The 23,800-nt window shown below is 55.6% G+C and carries 21 protein-coding genes and 1 riboswitch; of the genes, 7 read left to right on the forward strand and 14 right to left on the reverse strand.

What is annotated here, in order from left to right:
• Positions 1-3: 3 nt before the first annotated feature.
• From HZZ01_RS16035 to HZZ01_RS16045, 3 genes are all read right to left on the reverse strand, one after another.
• Positions 4-741, reverse strand: coding sequence for a 1-acylglycerol-3-phosphate O-acyltransferase (locus HZZ01_RS16035; protein WP_136196741.1), 738 nt, complete (start codon positions 739-741; stop codon positions 4-6).
• Between the two features lie 45 nt (positions 742-786).
• Positions 787-3,060, reverse strand: coding sequence for a DNA topoisomerase IV subunit A (gene parC, locus HZZ01_RS16040; protein ID WP_179898571.1), 2,274 nt, complete (start codon positions 3,058-3,060; stop codon positions 787-789).
• A 192-nt stretch (positions 3,061-3,252) separates the two neighbouring features.
• Complete coding sequence (locus HZZ01_RS16045; protein ID WP_255434279.1) at positions 3,253-4,017, reverse strand: transporter substrate-binding domain-containing protein; 765 nt, start codon at positions 4,015-4,017, stop codon at positions 3,253-3,255.
• 168 nt (positions 4,018-4,185) lie between these two features.
• On the opposite strand from HZZ01_RS16045, the gene HZZ01_RS16050 reads away from it, so the two are divergent.
• Both HZZ01_RS16050 and HZZ01_RS16055 read left to right on the forward strand, forming a co-directional pair.
• The gene (locus HZZ01_RS16050) at positions 4,186-4,767 is read left to right on the forward strand and encodes an NAD(P)H-dependent oxidoreductase (protein WP_179898572.1); all 582 of its coding nucleotides are present in this window, start codon (positions 4,186-4,188) and stop codon (positions 4,765-4,767) included.
• Positions 4,768-4,817: 50 nt separating this feature from the next.
• A complete protein-coding gene (locus HZZ01_RS16055) occupies positions 4,818-5,126 on the forward strand; it encodes a putative quinol monooxygenase (protein WP_031590861.1) in 309 nt (102 codons plus the stop codon).
• A 299-nt stretch (positions 5,127-5,425) separates the two neighbouring features.
• Here HZZ01_RS16055 and HZZ01_RS16060 read toward each other — a convergent pair whose 3' ends face one another.
• The 6 genes from HZZ01_RS16060 to nudF form a co-directional block, all read right to left on the reverse strand.
• Complete coding sequence (locus tag HZZ01_RS16060; protein ID WP_179898573.1) at positions 5,426-6,325, reverse strand: LysR substrate-binding domain-containing protein; 900 nt, start codon at positions 6,323-6,325, stop codon at positions 5,426-5,428.
• A 93-nt stretch (positions 6,326-6,418) separates the two neighbouring features.
• Positions 6,419-8,314, reverse strand: coding sequence for a DNA topoisomerase IV subunit B (parE, locus tag HZZ01_RS16065; protein WP_179898574.1), 1,896 nt, complete (start codon positions 8,312-8,314; stop codon positions 6,419-6,421).
• A 49-nt stretch (positions 8,315-8,363) separates the two neighbouring features.
• On the reverse strand, positions 8,364-8,945 hold the full coding sequence (gene yqiA / locus HZZ01_RS16070; protein ID WP_179898575.1) for an esterase YqiA: 582 nt from the start codon (positions 8,943-8,945) through the stop codon (positions 8,364-8,366).
• A gap of 3 nt (positions 8,946-8,948) precedes the next feature.
• Entirely contained in the window at positions 8,949-9,776 is an 828-nt protein-coding gene (gene cpdA, locus HZZ01_RS16075) for a 3',5'-cyclic-AMP phosphodiesterase (RefSeq protein ID WP_179898576.1), read from the reverse strand.
• 42 nt (positions 9,777-9,818) lie between these two features.
• Positions 9,819-10,244, reverse strand: coding sequence for a DUF1249 family protein (locus HZZ01_RS16080; RefSeq protein ID WP_008925735.1), 426 nt, complete (start codon positions 10,242-10,244; stop codon positions 9,819-9,821).
• The gene (gene nudF, locus HZZ01_RS16085; protein ID WP_179898695.1) at positions 10,241-10,876 is read right to left on the reverse strand and encodes an ADP-ribose diphosphatase; all 636 of its coding nucleotides are present in this window, start codon (positions 10,874-10,876) and stop codon (positions 10,241-10,243) included. The genes HZZ01_RS16080 and nudF overlap by 4 nt, the downstream gene beginning before the upstream one ends.
• Before the next feature lie 214 nt (positions 10,877-11,090).
• Here nudF and tolC point away from each other — a divergent pair, with 214 nt between their 5' ends.
• The 3 genes from tolC to HZZ01_RS16100 all read left to right on the forward strand — a co-directional run bounded on the left by tolC (position 11,091) and on the right by HZZ01_RS16100 (position 14,539).
• On the forward strand, positions 11,091-12,557 hold the full coding sequence (gene tolC / locus HZZ01_RS16090; protein ID WP_179898577.1) for an outer membrane channel protein TolC: 1,467 nt from the start codon (positions 11,091-11,093) through the stop codon (positions 12,555-12,557).
• Between the two features lie 142 nt (positions 12,558-12,699).
• Positions 12,700-13,371 (forward strand): DUF1190 family protein, encoded by a 672-nt coding sequence (locus HZZ01_RS16095; RefSeq protein ID WP_179898578.1) that lies wholly within the window; start codon positions 12,700-12,702, stop codon positions 13,369-13,371.
• Between the two features lie 7 nt (positions 13,372-13,378).
• Positions 13,379-14,539: a glutathionylspermidine synthase family protein gene (locus HZZ01_RS16100; RefSeq protein ID WP_179898579.1), complete on the forward strand. Its 1,161-nt coding sequence runs from the start codon at positions 13,379-13,381 to the stop codon at positions 14,537-14,539.
• Between the two features lie 52 nt (positions 14,540-14,591).
• Here HZZ01_RS16100 and ygiD read toward each other — a convergent pair whose 3' ends face one another.
• Positions 14,592-15,377: a 4,5-DOPA dioxygenase extradiol gene (gene ygiD / locus HZZ01_RS16105; RefSeq protein ID WP_179898580.1), complete on the reverse strand. Its 786-nt coding sequence runs from the start codon at positions 15,375-15,377 to the stop codon at positions 14,592-14,594.
• A 227-nt stretch (positions 15,378-15,604) separates the two neighbouring features.
• On the reverse strand, positions 15,605-16,261 hold the full coding sequence (gene ribB / locus HZZ01_RS16110; protein WP_179898581.1) for a 3,4-dihydroxy-2-butanone-4-phosphate synthase: 657 nt from the start codon (positions 16,259-16,261) through the stop codon (positions 15,605-15,607).
• Positions 16,262-16,371: 110 nt separating this feature from the next.
• A riboswitch (FMN riboswitch) is annotated at positions 16,372-16,529 on the reverse strand.
• Between the two features lie 171 nt (positions 16,530-16,700).
• Between ribB and HZZ01_RS16115 the strand changes: the two genes are divergently transcribed.
• On the forward strand, positions 16,701-17,090 hold the full coding sequence (locus HZZ01_RS16115) for an accessory factor UbiK family protein (protein WP_179898582.1): 390 nt from the start codon (positions 16,701-16,703) through the stop codon (positions 17,088-17,090).
• A gap of 38 nt (positions 17,091-17,128) precedes the next feature.
• Here the strand turns inward: HZZ01_RS16115 and hldE are convergent, their stop codons facing one another.
• From hldE to HZZ01_RS16130, 3 genes are all read right to left on the reverse strand, one after another.
• Positions 17,129-18,553 (reverse strand): bifunctional D-glycero-beta-D-manno-heptose-7-phosphate kinase/D-glycero-beta-D-manno-heptose 1-phosphate adenylyltransferase HldE, encoded by a 1,425-nt coding sequence (hldE, locus tag HZZ01_RS16120; protein ID WP_179898583.1) that lies wholly within the window; start codon positions 18,551-18,553, stop codon positions 17,129-17,131.
• 70 nt (positions 18,554-18,623) lie between these two features.
• The gene (gene glnE / locus HZZ01_RS16125; RefSeq protein WP_179898584.1) at positions 18,624-21,476 is read right to left on the reverse strand and encodes a bifunctional [glutamate--ammonia ligase]-adenylyl-L-tyrosine phosphorylase/[glutamate--ammonia-ligase] adenylyltransferase; all 2,853 of its coding nucleotides are present in this window, start codon (positions 21,474-21,476) and stop codon (positions 18,624-18,626) included.
• A gap of 33 nt (positions 21,477-21,509) precedes the next feature.
• On the reverse strand, positions 21,510-22,820 hold the full coding sequence (locus tag HZZ01_RS16130; protein ID WP_179898585.1) for an inorganic triphosphatase: 1,311 nt from the start codon (positions 22,818-22,820) through the stop codon (positions 21,510-21,512).
• Positions 22,821-23,092: 272 nt separating this feature from the next.
• Here HZZ01_RS16130 and HZZ01_RS16135 point away from each other — a divergent pair, with 272 nt between their 5' ends.
• Positions 23,093-23,713, forward strand: a complete 621-nt coding sequence (locus HZZ01_RS16135) for a TIGR04211 family SH3 domain-containing protein (protein ID WP_179898586.1) — start codon at positions 23,093-23,095, stop codon at positions 23,711-23,713.
• The last annotated feature ends 87 nt before the right edge of the window (positions 23,714-23,800 follow it).

The raw sequence follows: 23,800 nt of genomic DNA on the forward strand, positions 1-23,800 counted from the left end.
CGGTCAGATTTTTCCGTTTTTTTCGCGTTCTGCGACTTCGGCGTTCAGCTCTTCCAGCTTCGCCGCCATCTGTTCGCGACAGTGCGTGGCCAGCTTACGCACCGACGAGGACTCAAACGCTTTTACATCAACCGGTGGCAGCATCTCAACAATGACCAGGCCGTTGTTCCAGCGGTTGAGATTGATCTTGCCATGGGTGTTTGAGACCACGATCGGAATGATCGGTACGCCCGCCGCCACGGCTGCATGGAAAGCCCCGGTTTTAAACGGCAGCAAGCCACGACCACGACTGCGCGTTCCTTCCGGGAACATCCAGATCGAGATACGCTTACTGTTGAACTGATCCACCAGCTCACCAATGGTGCCGCGCGCTTTAGCACGGTCATCGCGGTCAATCAGCAGGTTACCGGTCAGCCAGTAGAGCAGGCCAAAAAACGGCACCCACAGCAGGCTCTTCTTGCCCACGGTGACCGTATAGGGCTGAACCATTTTGGCCGCCGTGACCATGTCATAATTGTTCTGATGGTTGGCGATGTAGATCGCATTACCATAATTCTCTGCGCCTTCCGGTCTGCGCAGCTCTACTTTAAGGCCAAATACCGTCGACAATTTGCCAAACAGACGACCAAAAGTCGCGACGTGGCGCGGATCACGTGGTGAAAAAAGACACCAGATACAGCCAAAGATACAGATTAGGATCGAATAAATGACGACGATAATGGCACGCAGAATCAGTAACATAGTTCCCTCATTGAGCCACGGCTGACGCAGGGTCAGCCGGGTAGTTTACGCTTCGCTATCCGGGCTCGCCGGACGCGCAGGCGCATCCAGTTCAACACGATCAATTTTTTGCAGGCCGCGCGGTAACAGCGTACCGCGACGTCCGCGATCGGCGCGGAATTTCTGTAGTTCTTCACTGCGCAGCAACATTTTACGCTTGCCCACGTGCAGTGTAATCGCGCTGCCTGGCGGCAGGATCATCAGCCAGGCCAGTTTATCCTGACCAGCCGCCGCTTCCGCTGACGGAATCGAGATGATTTTGTTGCCCTTGCCTTTCGACATCTGCGGCAGCTCGCCCACCGGGAACATCAGCATCCGGCCCGCCTGCGTAATCGCCAGCAGCATGTCATCTTCATGATGCACTGCCATCGGTGTCATCACGCGGGCATTTTCCGGCAGCGTCAGCAGCGCTTTACCGGCGCGGTTACGTGATACCAGATCGTTGAAAGTACAGATAAAGCCGTAGCCTGCATCAGAGGCCATGAGCAGACGCTGGTCATCCGGCTCCATCAGCACCTGTTCAACCACCGCACCTGGCGGTGGAGTCAGTTTGCCGGTTAGCGGCTCGCCCTGCCCACGCGCGGAAGGCAGCGACGTTGGATCCAGTGTGTAGCTGCGGCCGGTAGAGTCAATAAAGGCCACCGGCTGGTTGCTCTTACCGCGTGCCGCAGCCAGATAGCTGTCGCCCGCTTTATAGCTCAGGCCGGCCGGATCGATATCGTGACCTTTGGCGCTGCGCACCCAGCCCATCTGCGACAGCACAATAGTGACCGGTTCAGACGGCACCAGCTCGGTTTCGCTCAGGGCTTTGGCTTCTTCACGCTCACGCAGTGGCGAACGACGATCATCGCCGTAACTGGCGCTGTCAGCCTGTAACTCTTTTTTCAGCAGGGTATTCATCTTGCGTTCAGAGGCCAGCGTAGCCTGCAGCTGATCGCGCTCTTTTTCCAGATCCGCCTGCTCGCCACGAATCTTCATCTCTTCCAGTTTTGCCAGGTGGCGCAACTTCAGCTCGAGGATCGATTCGGCCTGAGTTTCGCTGATGCCAAAACGCGACATGAGAACCGGCTTAGGCTCATCCTCAGCACGGATGATCTCGATGACTTCATCAATGTTCAGGAACGCAACCAGCAAACCTTCAAGGATATGCAGGCGACGCAGCACCCGATCCAGTCGGTAGTTAAGACGGCGTTTGACCGTATCGCGACGGAACACCAGCCATTCGGTCAGGATCTCATGCAGGTTTTTCACCGCCGGACGGTTATCCAGCCCGATCATGTTGAGGTTAACGCGGTAGCTCTTCTCAAGATCGGTGGTGGCGAACAGATGATTCATCACCTGATCGAGATCGACGCGGTTGGAGCGCGGCACGATGACCAGGCGGGTCGGGTTCTCGTGATCCGATTCATCACGCAAATCCTCCACCATCGGCAGCTTTTTATTGCGCATCTGGTTAGCAATCTGCTCCAGCACGCGCGCGCCTGAAACCTGATGTGGCAGCGCGGTGATCACCGCCTCGCCCTCTTCCTTCTTCCATACCGCACGCTGGCGAATAGAGCCGCGACCGGTCTGATACATTTTGCGGATCTCGTCACGCGGCGTAATGATCTCCGCCTCGGTCGGGTAATCAGGCCCCTGGACAATATCCAGCAGCTGTTCCAGCGTGGTTTTCGGCGAATCGATCAGCGCAATAGCAGCCTGAGCCACTTCACGCAGGTTGTGTGGCGGAATATCAGTCGCCATGCCGACGGCAATACCGGTGGTGCCATTGAGCAGAATATTGGGCAGGCGCGCCGGCAGAATTTTCGGCTCCTGCAGCGTGCCGTCAAAATTCGGCTGATATTCCACCGTTCCCTGGCCTAACTCACCTAATAACAGCTCGGCATATTTGGATAGACGGGATTCGGTGTAACGCATCGCTGCAAACGACTTAGGGTCATCCGGTGCTCCCCAGTTACCCTGCCCATCCACCAGCGGATAACGGTAGGAGAACGGTTGCGCCATCAATACCATTGCTTCATAGCAGGCGCTGTCACCGTGTGGATGGTATTTACCCAGTACATCACCTACGGTACGCGCCGATTTTTTAAATTTGGCGTTGGCATTGAGACCCAGTTCTGACATCGCGTAGATAATGCGTCGCTGTACAGGCTTAAGCCCGTCGCCGATATAAGGCAACGCGCGGTCCATGATGACGTACATCGAATATTTTAAATACGCATCCTCGGTAAAGGTATGCAGGGCAAGACGCTCTGCACCATCCTGCGTCAGTTCACTCATGAATTTCTCATCCTCACATCGTGACCCACAACGGCGGGACACCCGGCGGTGGTTTGGCGAGGATAGTACCTTATTCGCTGGTGTTAGTCACAGGGGAAGCGCGGGACAAGGGGCGTCCCGCTACGCGATTTAAGGTGCCGGAGGGACGCCGGATTCAGACCGGCAAGTGCCTGACCTGTCTGTGGAAGTGAATCAGGACTTTGCGCCCATCCACTGGCGGGCAATGTCACCATATTCACCTGTGGCGGTGCTGAGATGCACCCACTGATCGACATAGAGCTTCCAGCTGATATCGTCACGCGGAATCATATAAGCCTTCTCGCCATACTGTAGCGGTTTGTCGGGATTGATCGCACAGAGCGTCGGGTAATGCTGCTGCTGAAAACGCGCTTCAGAGGCATCGGTGATCATCACATCCGCCTTGTTATCCACCAGTTGCTGGAAGATGGTGACGTTATCGTGAAACAGCGTCAGTGAGGCTTTCGGCAGATGGCTGTGTACAAAGGCTTCGTTGGTGCCGCCTGCCGGTTCAATCAGCCGCACGTCAGGCCGGTTAAGCTCTTCGATGGTCTGGAAGCGATCTTTATCCGTGCAGCGAACCAGCGGGATTTTGCCGTCTGCATCCAGTGGCCGGGCAAACCAGGCAGTCTGCTGGCGTTTTAGCGTGACAGAGACGCCACCCACGGCGATATCACACTGCTTTGCCAGAAAATCGGGCATCAGGGTTTTCCAGGTGGTCGGCACCCACTGCACTTTTGCACCAAGTGAAGTCGCCAGCGCGTTCGCCATGCTGATATCCAGCCCTTCATACTGACCATCGGATCGCAGATAGCTGTAAGGCTTGTAATCGCCGGTGGTGCAGACCTTAAGCGTTTTAGAACTGAGAATGGTGTCGAGATGAGATTGTGCCTGGACAGCACCACTGGCCAGCAACAATGCGAGGACGATTTTTTTCATTCTGGTTTTTTTCTTTGATGTTTTGATGATGAGTTTGCCAATCGATGGTGCCATAAACCGGCGTATTGTTGCTGCCACAGCAAAAGTCTTGTGATCAACCTCCCATTTTTCTGCGGTCCCGGCACGCGTAAGCTGAGCACCATATTCAGAAAGCGAGGCAACCTATTCATGAGCAAAATTTTAATTATCGATGGCGGCAAAACCTTTGCCCACTCCAAAGGCGAACTGAACCATACCCTGACCGATGTCGCAGCAAGCCAGTTGCGTGACATGGGGCATGAGGTGTCTGTAACTGTGGCTGACAGCAATTATGTGGTCGCCGGGGAAGTGCAGAAATATGTCGACAGCGATGTGGTGATTTATCAGATGCCAGGCTGGTGGATGGGCGAACCCTGGACCGTGAAGCGTTACATCGATGAAGTCTTTACCGAAGGCCACGGCTCGCTCTACGCCAGTGATGGTCGTACCCGCGCTGATGCGGCGAAGAAATATGGTTCAGGCGGTCTGCTGCAGGGCAAAAAATATATGCTGTCACTGACCTGGAATGCACCGCTGCAGGCCTTTACCGACCCGGAGCAGTTCTTTGAAGGCGTCGGCGTCGACGGCCTCTATCTGCACTTCCACAAAGCTAACCAGTTCCTGGGAATGGAAGCGCTGCCGACCTTTATCTGCAATGACGTGATTAAAGCGCCGGACGTGCCACGCGATATTGCTGCTTATCGGACCCATCTTAGCCGCGTTTTTGCGTAAGATGGTTGAGGGGCTATCCCCCTATTTTCCCACGAAAGAGGAATTCACGAATGTTAACAGTCGTTGCTGAAATTTGTGTTAAACCCGGTCGCCGTCAGGCCGTGCTGGATGCGGTGAAAAAGCTAATCCCGCTGGTCTTAGAAGAAGATGGCTGCCATCAGTATGACGCGCTGCTGGACCATCAGGCACAGGTGCCGTGGAAGCAGAATTCGCCAGACTCGATTTTCATGCTGGAACAGTGGGAAACGCTGCGCCATCTGGAGCAGCACCAGCAAATGCCACACATGGATGCGCATCGCGCCATCATTAAAGATGATGTGGTCGATGTGAAGATTCTGGTGCTGGAACCCAGCGCCTGATTATTGCTAAAGGCTTGATTCCGGTTGTGTCGCTGGGGTCAGGCTGGTGATAAATTCCGGCCACCGTCGCTGTGAGATCGAGCCGGCACAGGGATCAGGGTCAGATCGGAAAAACGCAAAAGCCGTCATCCATGACATGCTCGACCCGCGTCGTCCCTGACGCGTGACGTTTTCCTCCTCTGACTCTGGTCCCTGCGCGCTAAGCAAATGCATTGCGGTAAGATGCGCCCGAGTGCAGAATTATCACCCCTCTGAACCTCTGCTCTGTGACAGAGGTTTTTTGTTTCTGACAGACCGGTTTACAACAGTTGTCGCCGATCAATCTCGCTACGAAGAAAATCCAGAAAGCAGCCGATGCGCGAAGAGAGCGTGGTGTTACGGTAATAGACCGCATGCACAGGCAGCCGCAGTTCGCGGGTTTCAGCGGTTAAAACCTGCACCAGCCTGCCCGCAGCGCAATCTTCCCGACTGACAAAGTCCGAGAGCCGTGCAATTCCCTGTCCTGCCAGCGCCAGCTGCCGAATAGTTTCGCCGCTGGAAGCAGAGAGAGTTGGCTTGATACGCATGAAATCGCCATCTGACTGCCAGACTGGCCAGACGTTGAGGGTGTCAGGATAACTGAAGCCGATGGTTTGATGCTGGGCGAGATCGGCAACGCTCTGCGGCGTGCCCGCTTTCGCCAGATAAGCCGGACTGGCCATCAGCCGGATCGCACTGCTGCCGAGCAGCCGGGCGCGCAGCGTTGAGTCACGCAGTTCGCCGATGCGAATGGCAATGTCAGTCTGCTGCTCTAAGAGATCGATCAGGATATCGTCAGTATTCAGTTCAAGCTGGATCAGCGGATAGCGGGCGCGGAAATCGTCCACCAGCGGCACAATCACATGTAGCATAAAGGGCGTTGCAGCGTTTACCCGCAGCCGTCCTGACGGCATCTCGCGCCGCAGGGCAATCTGCTCCTCGGCCTGCTCAACCGAAGCCAGGATCTGGCGCGCATGCTCCAGAAAAACCTGTCCCTCTTCGGTCAGCGCCAGCCGTCGGGTGGTGCGATGCAACAGGGTAGTCTGCAGCTTGCTCTCCAGCCGGGACAATGCCCGGCTGATGCCGGAACTGGTCTGTGCCAGCTGGGATGCCGCTGCTGTAATGGAACCGCTGTCCACCACCGCCACCCAAGCGCGTAGCTCTTCCAGGGTAATCTTCACAATGGTTACTGTCTCTGCTCTGAATCTGCCGGGTTCTCTAAGGATGTGCCTGCTGAAGCACAAAGAGAACAGGACGCTTTCGCGTCCTGTTTTTTACACATCGATATCGGCCTTATCGCCTTTTTCCTGCAACCAGTTACGCCGGTCTTCGGAACGTTTCTTGGCCAGCAGCATATCCATCATGCGCAGCGTCTGGTCGATATCCTCTTCGCTGATGGTCAGCTGAACCAGGCGGCGGGTATTCGGATCCAGCGTTGTTTCGCGCAGCTGCAGTGGGTTCATCTCACCCAGCCCTTTAAAGCGCTGAACGTTAGGTTTGCCCTTTTTGCGTTTCAGCTGCTCCAGCACGCCCTCTTTCTCATCCTCGTCCAGCGCGTAGTAGACCTCTTTACCGAGATCGATACGGTAGAGCGGCGGCATGGCGACGTAGACGTGTCCGTTACTGACCAGTGAGCGGAAATGTTTCACAAACAGCGCACAGAGCAGTGTAGCGATGTGCAGACCATCGGAGTCCGCATCCGCCAGAATGCAGATCTTGCCATAGCGCAGCTGCGAAAGATCTTCGCTGTCAGGATCGATGCCGATCGCTACCGAAATATCATGCACTTCCTGCGACGCCAGTACCTCATCGGAAGAGACTTCCCAGGTGTTCAGGATCTTGCCTTTAAGCGGCATGATCGCCTGATATTCACGATCGCGTGCCTGCTTGGCCGATCCGCCTGCCGAGTCCCCTTCCACCAGGAAGAGTTCTGTTTTATTCAGATCCTGCGCGGTGCAGTCCGCCAGTTTGCCAGGCAGCGCCGGCCCGCTGGTGAGCTTTTTACGCACCACTTTTTTGGCGGCACGCATACGCCGCTGGGCGCTGGAGATTGCCAGTTCAGCCAGCTGTTCTGCCGTCTGAATATTCTGGTTCAGCCACAGGCTAAAGGCATCTTTGACGACGCCAGAGACAAAGGCTGCGCATTGGCGTGAAGAGAGACGCTCTTTAGTCTGCCCGGCGAACTGCGGATCCTGCATCTTGACCGACAGCACATAGGCGCAGCGATCCCAGATATCTTCCGCAGAGAGCTTCACGCCACGCGGCAGAATATTGCGGTATTCGCAGAACTCGCGCATCGCATCCAGCAGTCCCTGACGCAGACCGTTGACGTGCGTCCCGCCCTGCATGGTCGGGATCAGGTTAACGTAGCTTTCAGTTAACAGCTCACCGCCTTCCGGCAGCCACAATAGCGCCCAGTCCACCGCTTCCACATCACCGGAAAAGCTACCGACAAAGGGTTTTTCCGGCAGCGTCGGTAAGCCATTCACCGCTTCGCACAGGTAATCAGTCAGGCCATCTTCGTAGCACCATGTCTGCTCGGTATTATTCAGCTTGTCTTTAAAAACAATCTCAACGCCAGGACAGAGTACCGCTTTGGCTTTCAGCAGATGGGATAAGCGTGACACCGAAAAGCGTGGACTGTCGAAGAAGCTTTCATCGGGCCAGAAATGAACGCGCGTGCCGGTGTTGCGTTTCGCCACCGTACCCGTGACGGTCAGATCCTGAACCTTGTCGCCATTTTCAAACGCCATGTCATAGATTTCGCCATTACGGCGCACCGTGACTTCGACGCGTTTTGACAGGGCGTTAACCACAGAAATACCGACGCCGTGCAGACCGCCAGAGAACTGATAGTTTTTATTGGAGAACTTGCCGCCCGCGTGCAGACGACACAGGATCAGCTCGACAGCGGGCACGCCCTCTTCCGGGTGGATATCCACCGGCATGCCGCGACCATCATCAATAACTTCCAGCGACTGGTCAGCGTGCAGAATCACTTCAACCCGCTTCGCATGGCCGCCCAGCGCCTCATCGACGCTGTTATCAATCACTTCCTGACCCAAATGGTTGGGCCGCGTCGTATCGGTGTACATGCCCGGACGACGGCGAACAGGCTCAAGGCCAGTCAGGACCTCAATGGCATCCGCGTTATAGTTTGATTGACTCATCGTAAATGTCTGATTAGAAGGGTGAAATGGGGTGCGATTTCCGCATTACTTAGGAATGATTCAGACCGAGAAAGTTCAGAATCTGCGGGAAATGGCGCTCGAATCCAGTAAATGCATGATTGCCGCCCTCTTCTACCGTGTGACGGCACGCGCTGTAATAGTCGAGCGCCTGTCGGTAATCGAGAACTTCATCGCCAGTCTGTTGCAGCAGCCAGAGTAAATCGGGCGCTTCCAGCGGTTCAATCTGCATTACTTTGAGATCGTAAATGTGGCGTGACTCTAACACATATTGCTGGCCCGTGTAGGGATTCTGATTTTCGCCCAGGAAATCTGCCAGCAGCTCAAAAGGCCGTACCGCAGGGTTGACGACGACGGCCGGCAGCATAAAACATTGTGACAGCCAGGTGGCGTAATAACCGCCCAGCGAAGAGCCCACCAGCCCCAGCGTTTCGCCGCTCCGGCTCAACACCAGATCTTCCAGCAGGGCGGCAGCATCGGCTGGAAAGGTCGACAACTGTGGCACGATCATTTCGATCTCAGGATGCTGCGTCTCTAACCATTGCCGGAACTGAGTCGCCTTGGCCGACTGCGGCGAGCTGTTAAAACCGTGCAGATAGAGCAATGCCGCCACGCGTCAGTATCCTTCTGAGTCTAAGTCAGGACGAAAAGCATCGGTGTCGAGCCGGTTCACTTCGGTCTCAAGCCCGCCGTCCGGATGCAGGGTAAACCAGCGCCAGCCGGGGGCTACGGTGTCGATCGCAAAGCTGGTACAGTGCGGTTTGAACTGGACACAGGTTGACGGCGTGGCCAGTACCCGGCGACCATGCCACTCCATATCCAGCTCCTGGTGAATATGACCACAGACCAGCGTCCGGGCTAACGGGTAGCGCTGCAGCACGGCATCAAGCTGATGGGAATTGCGCAGGCTGTGCTGATCAAGCCAGGTACAGCCAGAGGCCAGCGGATGGTGATGCAGCATAACCAGCGTATGCCGTTGCGGAAAGCGCGCCAGGGCATTGTCGAGCCAATCCAGTTGATAGTCGCTCAGCATCCCATGCGGAACACCGTAGACCTGGCTGTCGAGCAACACAATCTGCCACTGCTCGCCCACCAGCACCTGCTTGTGGGCATTGATGTGGGATGCGGCCAGCGTGTCGACCATCGCGGGCTGAAAATCGTGATTACCAGGCAGCCAGACGCAGGGCCGTGGCAAACGTGAGATACCCTCAGCGAAATGCTGATAGGCTTCGATAGAGTGATCCTGGGCGAGATCGCCGGTGGCGATGATCAGGTCGTAGTCGCGATGTTGCGCAATAATCGCGTCCAGCACCGCTTTATAGCTCGACCAGGTATTCACCCCAAGCAACGATTCATGTTTTCCCGCGAACAGGTGGGTATCCGTGATTTGCAAAATCCTGATTTCGGAACCGTTCGCTGCAGGAAGAGTTAGCAGGCTATCCAAAGCGTTTCCTTCGTCTCCACGCCATTTACTGCATTATACGCATCAGCAGACCGGAACTGCCATCGCGCCATGTGCCAGGCAGTAGCGCAGCCAGTCTGCGAGGAACTGGTTTATCTGATGTTTTTCATCGCGCTGATGCAATTTTTTATTAGGATAATCATAGCGCGCTTTGAAACGATAGATCTGTTGAGTTGAACACACTTCAGCGACCATCGCATCGTGATAGAGCCTGACCGACATCGAGGGCAGACTCCAGTAACTCACGGCAGGCGCGACCTGGCGGATCTCCACCAGCGTGGTGTAGCGTGTCGACTCCTGGATCGTCAGCTGATAACGGGCGCCACTCACCTGATAGATCACCGATTCTCCCGCCTCATCGTTACGCGGCAGCAGGCGGCGTAACTGGGCGAAATTGGTTTCGCAGAGCCGCATCATTTCGGGAAAGTCAGGGGTATAGCGCTGTTTCATTTTTGTATCCACTCTTCGCGTAGTTTTTCATGGTGCAACGCCAGCCATTGCAGGGCGATGACAGACGCCGCATTATCGATTATCCCCTCTTCCACCCAGCGGTAAGCCTGTTCGCGGCTCACGACATGGACAAGAATATCCTCATTCTCTTCCTCCAGACCATGGCATCCCTCTGCCTGGCTGGCATCCACTTCCCCAATCAGCACCGACAGACGTTCGCTGGTGCCACCAGGGCTGGCCAGATAGCTAAGCATAGGCTTAACGCGGCCGACTTCTAATCCTGCTTCTTCAACGGCTTCGCGGCGCACAACCTGTTCGACTGTTTCACCCGGCTCGATAATGCCGGCGACCATCTCCAGCAGCCAGGGTGAAGCACTGCTGTCATAAGCCGGGATGCGGATCTGTTCAATCAGCACCACTTCATCGCGTAAGGGATCATAAGGTAGCAGCACGGCGGCATGTCCGCGCTCAAAAACTTCGCGCTGCACTTCTCCACTCATTTCGCCATTAAACTGGCGGTGGCGGAAGCGGTAACGTTCGACGGAAAAAAAACCATCATAGACGGTTTCGCGTGTAATAATTTCTACATCGTTTTTTGTGAAAGTCACAGGGGATTTTTTTTCTTCCGGCATCATCAGGTTCCTTGTGCAGATTGGGGTGGAGCGAAAAAAGCCTGTAACCGTGCTCCATGTAAGTAGTTCTTTCTGAATTATTTACGTAAATTAGGGGGAGAAGGCACGTTCAGCCAACTTATCTCACAGTTGCCCTCTGCTAGAATCGGCGATAATTTTTTGGCTTACCCGGCAGCGCACCCCACTGCAATTTGCTGCAACAAAAGGAATGCAAATGAAAAAACTGCTCCCATTTTTTATTGGGCTGAGCCTGGGCGGTTTCAGCTTCGCCAGCCAGGCCGAAGACCTGCTTCAGGTTTACCAACAAGCACGTCTGAGCAACCCGGATCTGCGCAGCGCCGCTGCCGATCGCGATTCTGCTTTTGAGAAAATTAACGAAGCGCGTAGCCCATTATTACCCCAGCTCGGTCTGGGTGCAGACTACACCTACACCAACGGCTATCGTGACAGCAGCGGTCTCCATTCCAACACGACCAGCGGCTCGCTGCAATTAACCCAGACTATTTTCGACATGTCGAAATGGCGCGCGCTGACCCTTCAGGAAAAAGCCGCCGGTATCCAGGATGTGACCTATCAGGTAGCGCAGCAGGATTTGATTCTGAACACCGCGACCGCCTACTTCAACGTGCTGAAAGCGATTGATACGCTTTCTTACACCGAAGCGCAGAAACAGTCGATCTACCGTGAACTGGACCAGACGACTCAGCGCTTTAACGTAGGCCTGGTTGCCATTACTGACGTTCAGAACGCCCGGGCGCAATATGACAGCGTGCTGGCTAACGAAGTGACCGCGCGTAACAATCTTGATAACAATGTTGAAACGCTGCGTCAGATCACTGGCATGGACTACATGTCGCTGGCTTCACTGAGCATCGATCGTTTCAGAACCGATAAGCCCGACGCGGTGAGCGCCCTGCTCAAGCAGGCGGAAGCCCGTAACCTGTCACTGCTCTCTGCGCGTCTGAACCAGGATTTAGCCCGCGAGCAGATCCGCTCCGCTGAAACTGGTCATATGCCGACGCTGGGTCTGACTGCCTCGACCGGCCTGTCAAACAGCAAATATGGCGGCAGCCGTGCGAACCAGAGCCAGGGTTCTACTGACTCCATTACCGGTTCTAACCAGGTTGGCCTCAGCTTCTCACTGCCACTCTATAGCGGCGGCAGCGTCACCTCTCAGGTGAAACAGGCGCAGTATAGCTTCGTCAGCGCCAGTGAATCGCTGGAAAGCGCACACCGCTCGGCAGTTCAGACGGTACGCTCATCGTTTAACAACGTGAATGCGTCTATCAGCAGTATCAACGCCTACAAACAGGCTGTGGTCTCTGCGCAAAGTTCTCTGGATGCGTCAGAAGCGGGCTATCAGGTCGGTACGCGTACCATCGTCGATGTGCTGGATGCGACGACCGTGCTCTACAATGCTAAGCAGCAACTCTCTGATGCGCGCTACAGTTACCTGATTAATCAGCTGAATATCAGCTATGCGCTGGGTACGCTCAATGAGCAGAGCCTGCAGAAACTGAACAGCCAGCTGGGTAAAGAGATCCCGACTTCACCGGAAACGGTGGCACCGGAAAACGCACAACAGACTGCGCGTGTGGATAGTGGCCCGGCGGCAACCGGCTCTTCTGAGGCAGCGCGTCCTGCAGCTCGCCACAGCAGTGCTAATCCTTTCGGTAATTAATCAGCGGGCGGGCTGCTTTGCGGCCCGTCTCTCTGTTGAACGTATAACTAAGTAAAGATCCCTGTTGTATCAGGCCTCCAGCTTCAATTTTACCCCCCCATCCCCTATTCTATGCGCTACCTTTGGGCACAGGATAATCATAATGAAACGCACAAAATCTATTCGCTATGCCGCTTTTCGCAAGAGCTGGCAGGCACGCCATTTAACGCCCGTTGCTATCGCCGTATCGGCAGTATTTATGCTGGCTGGCTGCGAGCAGAACGATGAAACTGTTTCGATGTACCAGAACGCGGATGACTGTTCGAAAGCCAATCCGGGTCAGAGTGCACAATGTACTACCGCATTCAATGACGCCAAAAAAGAGGCAGAGCGCACCGCGCCAAAATATGCCACCCGTGAAGATTGTGTTGCTGAATTTGGCGAAAACCAGTGTCAGCAGACACCGGCTCAGGCGGGCGTGGGCAACACCAATGCCGAATCGCAGCAGAGTGGCGGCAGCTTCTGGATGCCACTGATGGCCGGTTACATGATGGGCCGCATGATGGGCGGTGGTTCGGGCTTTGCGCAGCAACCGCTATTCTCACCGAAAAACGCCCGCAGCCCGGCCAATGGCCAGTTTGTTGATGCATCCGGCCGTAACTATGGTGCTGCCACCTCCGGCAAAACCATGACCGTGCCTAAAACGGCGATGGCACCAAAACCAGCGACCACCTCAACCATTACCCGTGGTGGCTTTGGTGAAACCGTCGCGAAACAGAACAGCATGCAGCGTAGCAGCGCCAGCGGCACATCCAGCCGCTCAATGGGAGGCTAACGCCCCAATGGAACGCATTGCCATTTCAGAACGCCCAGGCTGGCGCGAAAAAGCCACCGAGTTCGGTTTTCGTTTTCACACCATGCATGGGGAACCCTACTGGTGTGAAGATGCTTATTACCAGTTCACGCTGGCGCAAATCGAGCATCTGGAAGATGTGACCGCAGAGTTGCATCAGATGTGCCTGCAGGTGGTGGAAAAAGTGGTTAACAGCGAAGCGCTGCTGACTAAATTCCGTATTCCTAAACACACCTGGGATTTCGTGCGCGATTCATGGCATCAGCGTCAGCCGTCGCTTTACTCACGTCTCGATCTCGCCTGGGATGGCAAAGGCGATGTGAAGCTGCTGGAGAACAATGCCGATACGCCGACCTCGCTGTATGAAGCAGCGTTTTTCCAGTGGCTGTGGCTGGAAGACCAGCTCAACGCCGGTCAACTCCCTGCTGGCAGCGATCAGTTTAATAGCCTGCAGGAAAAGCTGATTGAACGCTTTGCCGCGCTACATCAACAGCATGGCTTTAACTGGCTGCACTTTGCCTGCTGCCGTGACACCGACGAAGATCGTGGTACCGTACAATATCTTCAGGATTGCGCCACCGAAGCGGGTCTTCCGAGTGAATTTCTTTATATGGATGAGATTGGTCTGGGCGAAAAAGGGGAATTTACCGACGCTCAGGATCAGGTGATTAGCAACCTGTTCAAGCTCTATCCATGGGAGTTTATGCTGCGTGAGATGTTCTCTACCAAACTGGGTGATGCTGGCGTACGCTGGCTTGAACCGGCATGGAAAAGCATTATCTCCAATAAAGCCTTGCTGCCACTGCTGTGGGAAATGTTCCCGAATCACCCTAACCTGCTGCCTGCCTGGTTCGCCGAAGATGACGTTCCGCATCTGGACAAATATGTGGTGAAGCCGCTGTTTTCACGTGAAGGAGCCAACATCCGGATCGTCGAAAATGGTCAGGAGATTGCCCGTGTTGATGGGCCGTACGGTGAAGAGGGAATGATCGTCCAGCAGTTCCATCCGCTGCCTAAATTTGGCGACAGCTATACGCTGATCGGCAGCTGGCTGATTGACGATCAACCCGCCGGCATTGGCCTGCGTGAAGATCGCGATTTGATCACTCAGGATCTCTCCCGTTTTTATCCGCACGCTTTTATCGGCTAATGCATCGTGAGAATACAGGCCAGCTTCTGGCCTGTATTCTCTCAGCCTCGCCCTAACCAACCTGTACCGACAACATGCTGATGGCACCCATCTCCATGCCGTCAATCGGAATACTGATTGCCTCGTCTGGCTGACGTGCGCCAAGCACATAGAGCAGCGGCAGATAGTGTTCAGGTGTCGGGTTAGAGAGCGCTGCACCTGGATGGTCCATAAAGTTAACCAGAGGATGAGAAGCGGCATCGCTCTGCACCGCCAGGTTATCGTGGACGAACTGTTCAAAACTGCTGGCCCAGGGATACACATCGCTGTTGCCATCCCAGCGTACTTTACGCAGGTTATGGACCACGTTGCCGCTGGCGACAATCATCACACCCTGATCGCGCAGCGCAGCCAGTTTCTGGCCCATCTCAAAGTGCCATGCCGCAGGTTTGGTACCATCAATACTTAGCTGCACTACCGGAATATCGGCATCCGGATACATCTTAATCAGGACGCCCCAGGAACCATGATCCAGTCCCCAATCATAATCCAGCCTGACTTCGACGGGTGCTAACTGCTCCACAAGCTGCTGCGCCAGTTCAGGCGATCCCGGAGCCGGATAGCGCGTATCAAACAGCGCCTGCGGAAAGCCGCCAAAATCATGAATGGTTTTTGGTTCTGCCATTGCTGTTACGGCGGTGCTACGCGTATACCAGTGCGCCGAAACCGCAATAATTGCGCGTGGACGTGGCAGAGTGTCGCCCGCATGACGCCACGCAGCGGTATAGCGGTTCTCTTCAAGGGCATTCATCGGGCTGCCATGACCTAAAAACAGCGCTGGCATTCGTAACTGGCTCATTCGTGATCCCCGGGATCGATTATTTGATAGCCACTACGATACGCGTATTGGCCGCTTTATCACGCTGATAAGCGTGATGGAGATCATCAGAAAATTTGAATGAAATTTAACGTGGCAGATTTAATGGGTGTTCAGGGATGAGTGGAAGCCAGAGTTCAGGTTGTGCCATTACGGTGCGGGGCGAAGAAAAACAGGCCCTGAAAAGAGCCTGTTTATCATCTGACAAATTAGCTGGCGTGGCGCGTCTCGTGCGCGCGACGCCAGGCAATCAAATCTTCAATGGTCACTACCGGCATGTTGTGCTGGCGAGCGAAGGTAATCGCTTCTGGCGCATGGGCCATAGTGCCGTCGTCATTGGTCAGTTCGCACAGGACACCGGCAGGCTTAAAACCAGCCAGTGTCACTAAATCGATGGTCGCTTCAGTATGTCCGCCACGTGCTAACACGCCGCCTTCGCTGGCACGCAACGGAAAAACATGGCCAGGTCGATGCAGGTCGGCAGGTTTAGCATTGTCGGCAATGGCAGTACGGATAGTGGTGATACGGTCCTGCGCGGAAACGCCGGTGGTGACGCCTTCTGCGGCCTCAATAGTCACGGTAAAGCCGGTACCAAAGGAGCTGGTGTTGTTTTCCACCATCATGGGCAGGTCGAGCTGCTGGCGACGCGCTTCGGTCAGGCAGAGGCAGACAATGCCGCTGCCGTGACGAATAGTCAGCGCCATCTGTTCAACGGTCATGGTTTCTGCGGCGAAGATCATATCGCCTTCGTTTTCGCGATTTTCATCGTCGAGTACCATCACACCGCGTCCCTCACGCAGGGCGGCGATAGCACGTTCTACACGCTGTTCAGGCGTGCCAAATTCAGAAAGTAGCGTCTGATTCATGGTAATAAAAACCTTAAAATGTATGGGTTACCAGAATCAGGGCGTGCTTAGGAGTGACGTCAAAAAGACGTGGCAATAACGTGAAGCAGACACAATTGTCCGACAGATGTCGTTACCCTCTCCCATCCGGACTGTAACCGTCGGCCCCGGAATTACACCGGATCTGCTGACCTTTATCTCTCTTTTCATCAAGATAAAGCGCTCGCGGGCTTTCAGCCGAGGCTGATTTACCGCCGGTGGGGAATTGCGCCCCGCCCTGAGAATAAGCCTTTCAACTATAACGCTGATCGTTTGAGGCGGCAATCATCAATAGCGCAATTGCTTTTGCATTTCCTGCGTTACCGATTTGAGGTTTATCCTTTTCATTTCTGGCATTACACTTAACACTTATTACGTTGGTAAACACGCTGACACAGCTCCCCGTAACCAGGAAATCATCATGATCGACACGAAAAAAATTGAACAACTTGCCCGTCAGGTTCACGAAGCGATGCCTAAAGGTGTTCGTGAGTTTGGTGATGATGTCGAAAAGAAAATTCGTCAGGTTCTTCAGGCGCAGCTGACCCGTATGGATCTGGTCAACCGTGAAGAGTTTGATGTGCAGACGCAGGTATTACTGCGGACGCGGGAGAAACTGGCGGCGCTGGAGCAACGTCTGGCCCAGCTGGAAAGCCAGGGATCATCAGCCGGTACGCCACCGACTGCCGCTGCACCAGTCACTCCTGTTGCAGCAGCTACACCCTCTTCTGCAGTCGCGAGTTCACCAGCGGCTTCACCGGCATCGGTTGCGGACGTGGTGAAACCTGTCGTGGACAACAAGCCAGAATAAGCGCTTAAGCGGGAGCGCGGCTCCCGCTTACCTCTGCTTCAGCTACCGCGAATGGTTTTGATAATGTTGGTGGTAGAGATACCATCTTCGAAGTTCAGCACCTGCACGTCACCGCCATTTGCCCAGACTTCTTTACTGCCCGCGATATCTTCTGGCTTATAATCGCCACCTTTGACCAGCAGGTCAGGCAGAATGCCCGCAATCAGCCGCTGCGGCGTATCCTCTTCAAATACCACCACCCAGTCGACCGCTTCCAGCGCGCCCAGCACGATCATCCGGTTTTCCTGCGGATTCACCGGACGACTTTCACCTTTCAGACGTTTAGTCGACGCATCGCTGTTTACCGCGACAATCAGTCGATCACCGAGCTTGCGGGCGTTTGCCAGGTAGGAGACATGACCCGCATGCAGGATGTCGAAGACGCCGTTGGTCATCACCACTTTTTCGCCACGACGGCGGGCCATCTCAACGGCGGCTTTTAACTGCGCTTCCGTCATGATGCCAAAACCCTGTTCCGGGCGGGCGTGAATCGCATTTTCCAGCTCAACGGTGCTGACGGTCGAGGTACCCAGTTTACCCACCACGACACCCGCCGCCGCATTAGCCAGGAAACAGGCTTCTTCCAGCGAGTCGCCAGCAGCCAGAGCGGCAGCCAGCACGCCGATCACCGTATCGCCTGCACCGGTCACGTCATAGACTTCCTGCGCCTGAGTCGGCAGATGCAGAGGCGCTTTGCCCGGCTGAAGCAGCGTCATGCCATTTTCTGAACGGGTCACCAGCAATGCAGAGAGATCAAAATCAGCGATCAGCTGCGTGCCGCGCGCCACGATCTCGTCTTCGTTTTTGCATTTGCCGACTACGGCTTCAAACTCTGAGAGATTCGGCGTCAGCAGCGTCGCGCCCCGGTAGCGCGTAAAATCGGTGCCTTTCGGATCGATTAATACCGGCACGCCTGCTTCGCGCGCCAGAGTAATCATGGTCTGGACGCTGGAGAGCGCGCCTTTGGCATAGTCGGACAGCACCAGCGCACCCGCTGCGGCCAGCGAATCACGCATTTTCTGGTGAATCGGCTCCGGATCAACCTGATCAAAGCCCTCTTCAAAATCGAGACGGATCAGCTGCTGATTGCGTGAAAGCACGCGCAGTTTGGTAATGGTCGGATGGCTTTTGACTGCCACAAAATCACAATGAACGTTGACGTCTTTCAGCGTGTTACTCAACACGCGCGCCGCATCATCTTCACCGGTCAGGCCGATCAGGCGGGACGCGGCACCGAGTGCTGCAATGTTCATCGCCACGTTTGCTGCGCCGCCAGGGCGCTCTTCAACCGTGTCCACTTTCACCACCGGAACCGGGGCTTCAGGGGAGATACGGCTGGTTGGGCCATACCAGTAACGATCCAACATTACATCGCCAACAACCAGCACTGAGGCTTGGCCGAACGCGGGCAGAGTCACTTTCATTCCAGACACTCCAGACTGCATTAAAAATAGTGCGCGGATGATAGCACAGTTGCGATTTGTGCTATCAGCATCACGCCAGGATAGACGCAGGCGTTATCAGCCAGCGCTGCCAGCTGTTCAGAACCGTCTGCCGCTCCGCTGCGTAAGCCTCGGGTTCAACGTGACCAGGCAGCTCCTGCAGGGCGCGATGGTGCAATGCGTCGCGCAGCGTCACATATGCCTGCGTCAGTGCCTGCGCTTCATCAGCAGGCATTTTATGGTACTTCGCCATCAGCTCAAAAATACGCACATTGTCAGACCAGCGCGTCAGTTCAGGCTGTTCAGCGGCGTAGCGTAAGACAAGATATTGTGCGATGAATTCAATATCGGTGATGCCGCCCGCATCGGCTTTGATATCCCAGCGCCCTTTATGTTTGTTGCTGAGGTGAGCACGCATCTTTTCACGCATCTCACGCACTTCAGTTTGCAGCGCGTCTGCGGCTCGTGACAGCGACAGAATGGCCTGACGGATCACGTTGAAACGCTCGCCAAGCGCCGCCTCGCCAAACACCACCCGCGCCCGGACAAGCGCCTGATGCTCCCAGGTCCAGGCTTCACTGCGCTGATACTCTTCAAAGGCCTCAAACGTACTGACCAGCATGCCCGCCGCACCCGAAGGACGCAGCCGCGCATCGACTTCATAAAGAATGCCGGAAGAGGTACGGGTACTGAAGAGATGCATAATCCGCTGGGCCAGGCGCAGATAGAACTGACGGCCATCAATGCTGCGCTCCCCTTCTGTCACCGCGTCAGCCGGACAGTCATGCAGGAAGACTAAATCGAGGTCGGAACTGTAACCCAGCTCCCAGCCCCCCAGCTTGCCGTAGCCCAGCACCGCAAAGCCACGCTCATGTTCATTACTCAGGTGAGAAGGACGACCATAACGTTGCACCATCATATTCCACGCCTGACGGACCACTGATTCGATAATCGCTTCCGCCAGCCAGGTGAGATGGTCGCTGACTTTCATCACAGGCAGCGTGCCAGCGATATCAGCAGCAGCAATGCGCAGATGCTGGGCCTGCTTAAACTGCCGTACCGCTTCCAGCTGCTGCTCTTCATCTTCAGTGGGGATGCGCAGCAGATACTGCCGCAGCTCATCACGATAGGCGTCAGTGGCAGTCGGCTGATAGAGCGTGGCGGGGTCGAGCAGTTCATCCAGCAATAAGGGGTGACGCGCCAGCTGGCTGGCTACCATCGGTGAGGCCGCACACAGACGAATCAGATGACGCAGGGCACCGTGATACTCGGTCAGCAACTCAAGATAGGTACTGCGTGTCAGCACGCCGATCAGCAGCGGTGTCAGGCGACTAAGCGTCACGGCCGCATCTTCACGCGGGCAGACTTCACTCAGCAGACGTGGCATCAGCTGATCCAGTGCCTGACGGCCACGTGGACCGATAGTGCGTCGGTTAATATCCTGACGAAACGCTTCCAGTGACTGATGCAATGTCAGTCGCTGATCGTCACTGAGCTGCGGTACCAGCGGCGCCAGTTCGCTATCTTCCAGCGGGTCCTGCCACAGCACCTGAAAATCTGCCAGCTCACGCTGATCGCCAATTTCAGGGGTATCTTCGCCAATCAGCTCGTCAAAGATGGCCCGCACCGCCGCCATCTGGCTGTCGAGCCGGGTCATCAGTTCAGCCCAGTCATAACAGTCCATTGCCCACGCAAGCCGGGCACGATGAAGTTCATCCTCTGGCAGCGTCTGAGTTTGCTCGTCACCCAGGCTTTGCAGCAGATTTTCCAGCCGCCGCAGGAACAGGTAGGCATCTCGCAGTGCATCAACCTGATCGGCTGGTAGCAGGGCCAGCGTTTTGATCGCCTCCAGTGTCGGCAGCAGTGATCGCAACTGCAGCGAGCGCTCACGCCCACCGCGGATCAGCTGAAAAACCTGCACGATAAACTCGGTTTCACGAATGCCGCCCGCGCCGAGTTTAATATTGTTCTTCAGCCCGCGCCGCCGCACTTCGCGGCTGATCATCCCTTTCATGTTACGCAGCGACTGAATCACGCTGAAGTCGATGTAGCGACGGTAGACGAATGGTCGCAGCATCTGTTGCAGCTCCAGGCTCCAGCGATCGTGGTCATCGACCATGAGTCGCGCCTTGACCATGGCGTAACGCTCCCAGTCGCGTCCCTGCTCCTGGTAGTAATCTTCCAGCGCGGCAAAGCTCATCACCAGCGGGCCACTGTCGCCAAACGGACGCAGTCGCATATCCACCCGATAGACAAAGCCATCCATGGTGGGTTGATCAAGCACTTTGATCAGCCGCTGCCCCATACGGGTAAAGAACTGGGCGTTGTCGAGCTCACGCCGTCCGCCGCGCGTGGTGCCGTTTTCCGGCCAGGCAAAAATCAGGTCGATATCAGAGGAGAAATTAAGTTCGCCGCCACCCAGCTTGCCCATACCCAGAATCAGTAGCGGCTGCGCGTCGCCGTCCGCATTACAGGGCGTACCAAAATCGCGACAGCAATCCTGATAAACCCAGTCACGTGCCCGGCTGATCAGCACTTCAGCTAATACGCTGAGCTGCTGCAGGCTCTGTTCGGTCGTCGCGTGTTGCAGAGCCTGCATCCAGGCGACACGCACCAGCATACGGCGTCGAAACAGCCGCAGTTCGCGCATCAGGCTCGCTTCACTGTCGACTGTGTCCAGCGCCTGATTCAGCCATGCAGCGTAGTGTTGCCACTCATCAGGCTGCGGCGGCTGGTCGAGCATCGACTGCCACCAGTCGGGATGTTGTTGCAGGTTTTCCAGCACAAAATCGCTGAAAGCCAGCCCGGCTACCTGCTCCGGACTGAGCGAAGCCAGCGGAACCCCAAGCTGTCGGGCGGCCGCTTCGGCCTGGTCGCGTAGCAACGCGGGAAGTGCTGACAACATAACTCCCTCCTTGATGGCGTGACGGAATATCCGTTAGCGGGCAGCGCCGCTGGTGAGCCAGAACGGCTGTTGTTTCAGCGCCTGCATCGCCAGCCAGGCTAATCCGGATGTCTGCTTTTCATGGATTGCCGACAGCAGTTGCTGCCAGGGGTCGAGCCAGGCCATCACCGTTTCGACGGGATAGGAACCCGCCAGCAGGTGAACGGTCAGAAGCTGACGCGCCAGGCGGGTGGCTTTATCCTGATACTCATTGGGCTGTTTTACCGTGATAAAAGTTTCTCTCAGATCGGCATTCACGCGGCTCAGCATGATATCGCTGAAGCGCTTAAACGAACCCTGCAGCTTGGTTTCGCCTTTGGCATCGATCCACTGACGCCACTGAGATTCGGCCAGCCAGTGGGTCAGCGCCAGTTGCGTTTCAACAGAGAGGGAAGAGAGGCAGAAATCAGCTGCTTGCTGCTCCTCATTCACCAGCGTTTCTTCCAGTGTGGTCAACTGCTGACGCAGGACACTGCTGGCTTTGCGTGGCACCAGCGCACCAAACAGGCTGAAGGCCTGACGCAGCAGATCCAGCGCTTCGCGCACCGCATCCTGCCCCGCCGCGTTACCGCGCAGCCAGACTTCTTCATGATATTGCCAGTGACGCAGGCCAGCCGACATTGCAGCAACCATGCCCTGCTCTACGGTCGCTTTAGTGCCGGCTTTCAGCAACGGGAAGGCCTCAATCTGGCGCGGCGGATTCTCCTGCGCCAGCTGATAGCCGCGAGCCGCTTTGCTCAGGCTGCCCATACGCAGACCGCCCATCGCCACCAGCTGCTGTGCAAAGGCCAGCAGATCCTGACGTTCGCCACGTTTCAGTTCCAGTTCGATCTCGCAAAGCGGTTCGCTGAGCTCACCCGCCGTGACCGCGCCCTGATCAAATGCCACTTCTATTTCACTGTTGCCGGTGGTGATCAGCCAGACTTCGCGCTGGAAATGCGTGGTGAACAGCGGCTGTAAGCGCGACTGCAGCGCCGGGATATCGGTGCCCTGCGGCCAGATCTCTGCGGGGAGACGAGCAATGTCCAGCACCGGCTCGCTGAGCTCAACGTTATATTCCGGACGCTGATGCAGGCCGCCGATCGTCTTCCCCGCCGCTTTCAGCGTCATTTCATAACGCCTGTCAACGCCCCGGATACGCAATCCCATGTCCCAGCGTCGCAGCTGGTTATCGTCGGTTTCGAAGTAGATGTTAGTCAGCTCGCGTGCAGCCTGATGCTGATGCGGCAGAGTGGAAAGCAGTTCAGCCAGTTTCCCGGCTGCCTGTGGAGTTGCAATGAACTTTAGTTCGATTTCGATGGTCATAATTTTTTATTCACTACGCCGCTGGCACTTAAGAGGGTTTTTCCTGCATATTTCAGGCGATTATCAGCAGGTTACTCACGCTGTCGCCTGGAGGGCAAGGGGTTATCAGGCGAAGATTAATGCACAGAAGCCGCGCTGTCTCTGCTTTCTTTGCTCTTTCGCAGACCTTTTCGCACTCTCATGAGACCAGGATAGTTCTCATTCAGATTTATGCGAGGCCTCTCCAGACTGTGCCGGTAAATTTTAAGTCAGACTAAGCCAAACGAAATCGAATGAAAAAAATCACACTCGCTGGACTCACTTTGCTGACCCTTAGCACCCTTGCACCTGCCCATGCCGACGAAAAACGCTATGTTTCTGATGAGCTTTCGACCTGGGTACGCAGCGGGCCAGGCGATCAGTTCCGCCTGCTCGGCAAGCTGAATGCCGGGGAAGAGGTGCAGCTATTACAGACTAACAATGATACGCATTATGGCCAGATCCGTGATTCGGAAGGCCGCACCACCTGGATCCCCCTGTCGCAGCTCAGCGCGAATCCGAGCCTGCGTACACGAGTTCCGCAGCTTGAGCAGCAGGTGAAAGATCTGACGGCCAAACTGGATAACATCGACAACAGCTGGAATCAGCGCACGGCGGAGATGCAGAACAAAGTCGCCAGCAGCGACGGCGTAATCAACGGGCTGAAAGACGAGAATCAGAAGCTGAAAAATGAGCTGATCGTCGCGCAGAAGAAAGTCAGCGCCGCCAACGTTCAGCTGGATGATAAACAGCGCACCATCATCATGCAGTGGTTTATGTATGGCGGCGGCGTGCTGGGCGTCGGCCTGCTGCTGGGTCTGTTACTGCCGCATATGCTGCCGCGTCGTAAGAAAAGCGATCGCTGGATGAACTGACACTATTCTGTCGAATTTAAGCAGGGGATCGCAGGATCCCCTTTTTGGCATGTCTGCAATCCGGGGAATTTGTGCAACAATAAAATG

Origin of the sequence: Pantoea sp. WMus005 (assembly GCF_013415305.1) — a bacterium.
Classification (GTDB): Bacteria; Pseudomonadota; Gammaproteobacteria; order Enterobacterales; family Enterobacteriaceae; genus Pantoea; species Pantoea rara.

Bases quoted from the DNA above. Each gene is read 5' to 3' on its own strand.
- HZZ01_RS16035 (WP_136196741.1), bottom strand. From the start codon at position 741: ATGTTACTGATTCTGCGTGCCATTATCGTCGTCATTTATTCGATCCTA.
- HZZ01_RS16130 (WP_179898585.1), bottom strand. From the start codon at position 22,820: ATGACCATCGAAATCGAACTAAAGTTCATTGCAACTCCACAGGCAGCC.
- ygiD (WP_179898580.1), bottom strand. From the start codon at position 15,377: ATGAGCCAGTTACGAATGCCAGCGCTGTTTTTAGGTCATGGCAGCCCG.
- HZZ01_RS16115 (WP_179898582.1), top strand. From the start codon at position 16,701: ATGATCGACACGAAAAAAATTGAACAACTTGCCCGTCAGGTTCACGAA.
- HZZ01_RS16045 (WP_255434279.1), bottom strand. From the start codon at position 4,017: ATGAAAAAAATCGTCCTCGCATTGTTGCTGGCCAGTGGTGCTGTCCAG.
- HZZ01_RS16095 (WP_179898578.1), top strand. From the start codon at position 12,700: ATGAAACGCACAAAATCTATTCGCTATGCCGCTTTTCGCAAGAGCTGG.
- HZZ01_RS16055 (WP_031590861.1), top strand. From the start codon at position 4,818: ATGTTAACAGTCGTTGCTGAAATTTGTGTTAAACCCGGTCGCCGTCAG.
- parE (WP_179898574.1), bottom strand. From the start codon at position 8,314: ATGAGTCAATCAAACTATAACGCGGATGCCATTGAGGTCCTGACTGGC.
- nudF (WP_179898695.1), bottom strand. From the start codon at position 10,876: ATGCCGGAAGAAAAAAAATCCCCTGTGACTTTCACAAAAAACGATGTA.
- HZZ01_RS16050 (WP_179898572.1), top strand. From the start codon at position 4,186: ATGAGCAAAATTTTAATTATCGATGGCGGCAAAACCTTTGCCCACTCC.
- tolC (WP_179898577.1), top strand. From the start codon at position 11,091: ATGAAAAAACTGCTCCCATTTTTTATTGGGCTGAGCCTGGGCGGTTTC.
- ribB (WP_179898581.1), bottom strand. From the start codon at position 16,261: ATGAATCAGACGCTACTTTCTGAATTTGGCACGCCTGAACAGCGTGTA.
- HZZ01_RS16080 (WP_008925735.1), bottom strand. From the start codon at position 10,244: ATGAAACAGCGCTATACCCCTGACTTTCCCGAAATGATGCGGCTCTGC.
- HZZ01_RS16135 (WP_179898586.1), top strand. From the start codon at position 23,093: ATGAAAAAAATCACACTCGCTGGACTCACTTTGCTGACCCTTAGCACC.
- HZZ01_RS16100 (WP_179898579.1), top strand. From the start codon at position 13,379: ATGGAACGCATTGCCATTTCAGAACGCCCAGGCTGGCGCGAAAAAGCC.
- glnE (WP_179898584.1), bottom strand. From the start codon at position 21,476: ATGTTGTCAGCACTTCCCGCGTTGCTACGCGACCAGGCCGAAGCGGCC.
- parC (WP_179898571.1), bottom strand. From the start codon at position 3,060: ATGAGTGAACTGACGCAGGATGGTGCAGAGCGTCTTGCCCTGCATACC.
- hldE (WP_179898583.1), bottom strand. From the start codon at position 18,553: ATGAAAGTGACTCTGCCCGCGTTCGGCCAAGCCTCAGTGCTGGTTGTT.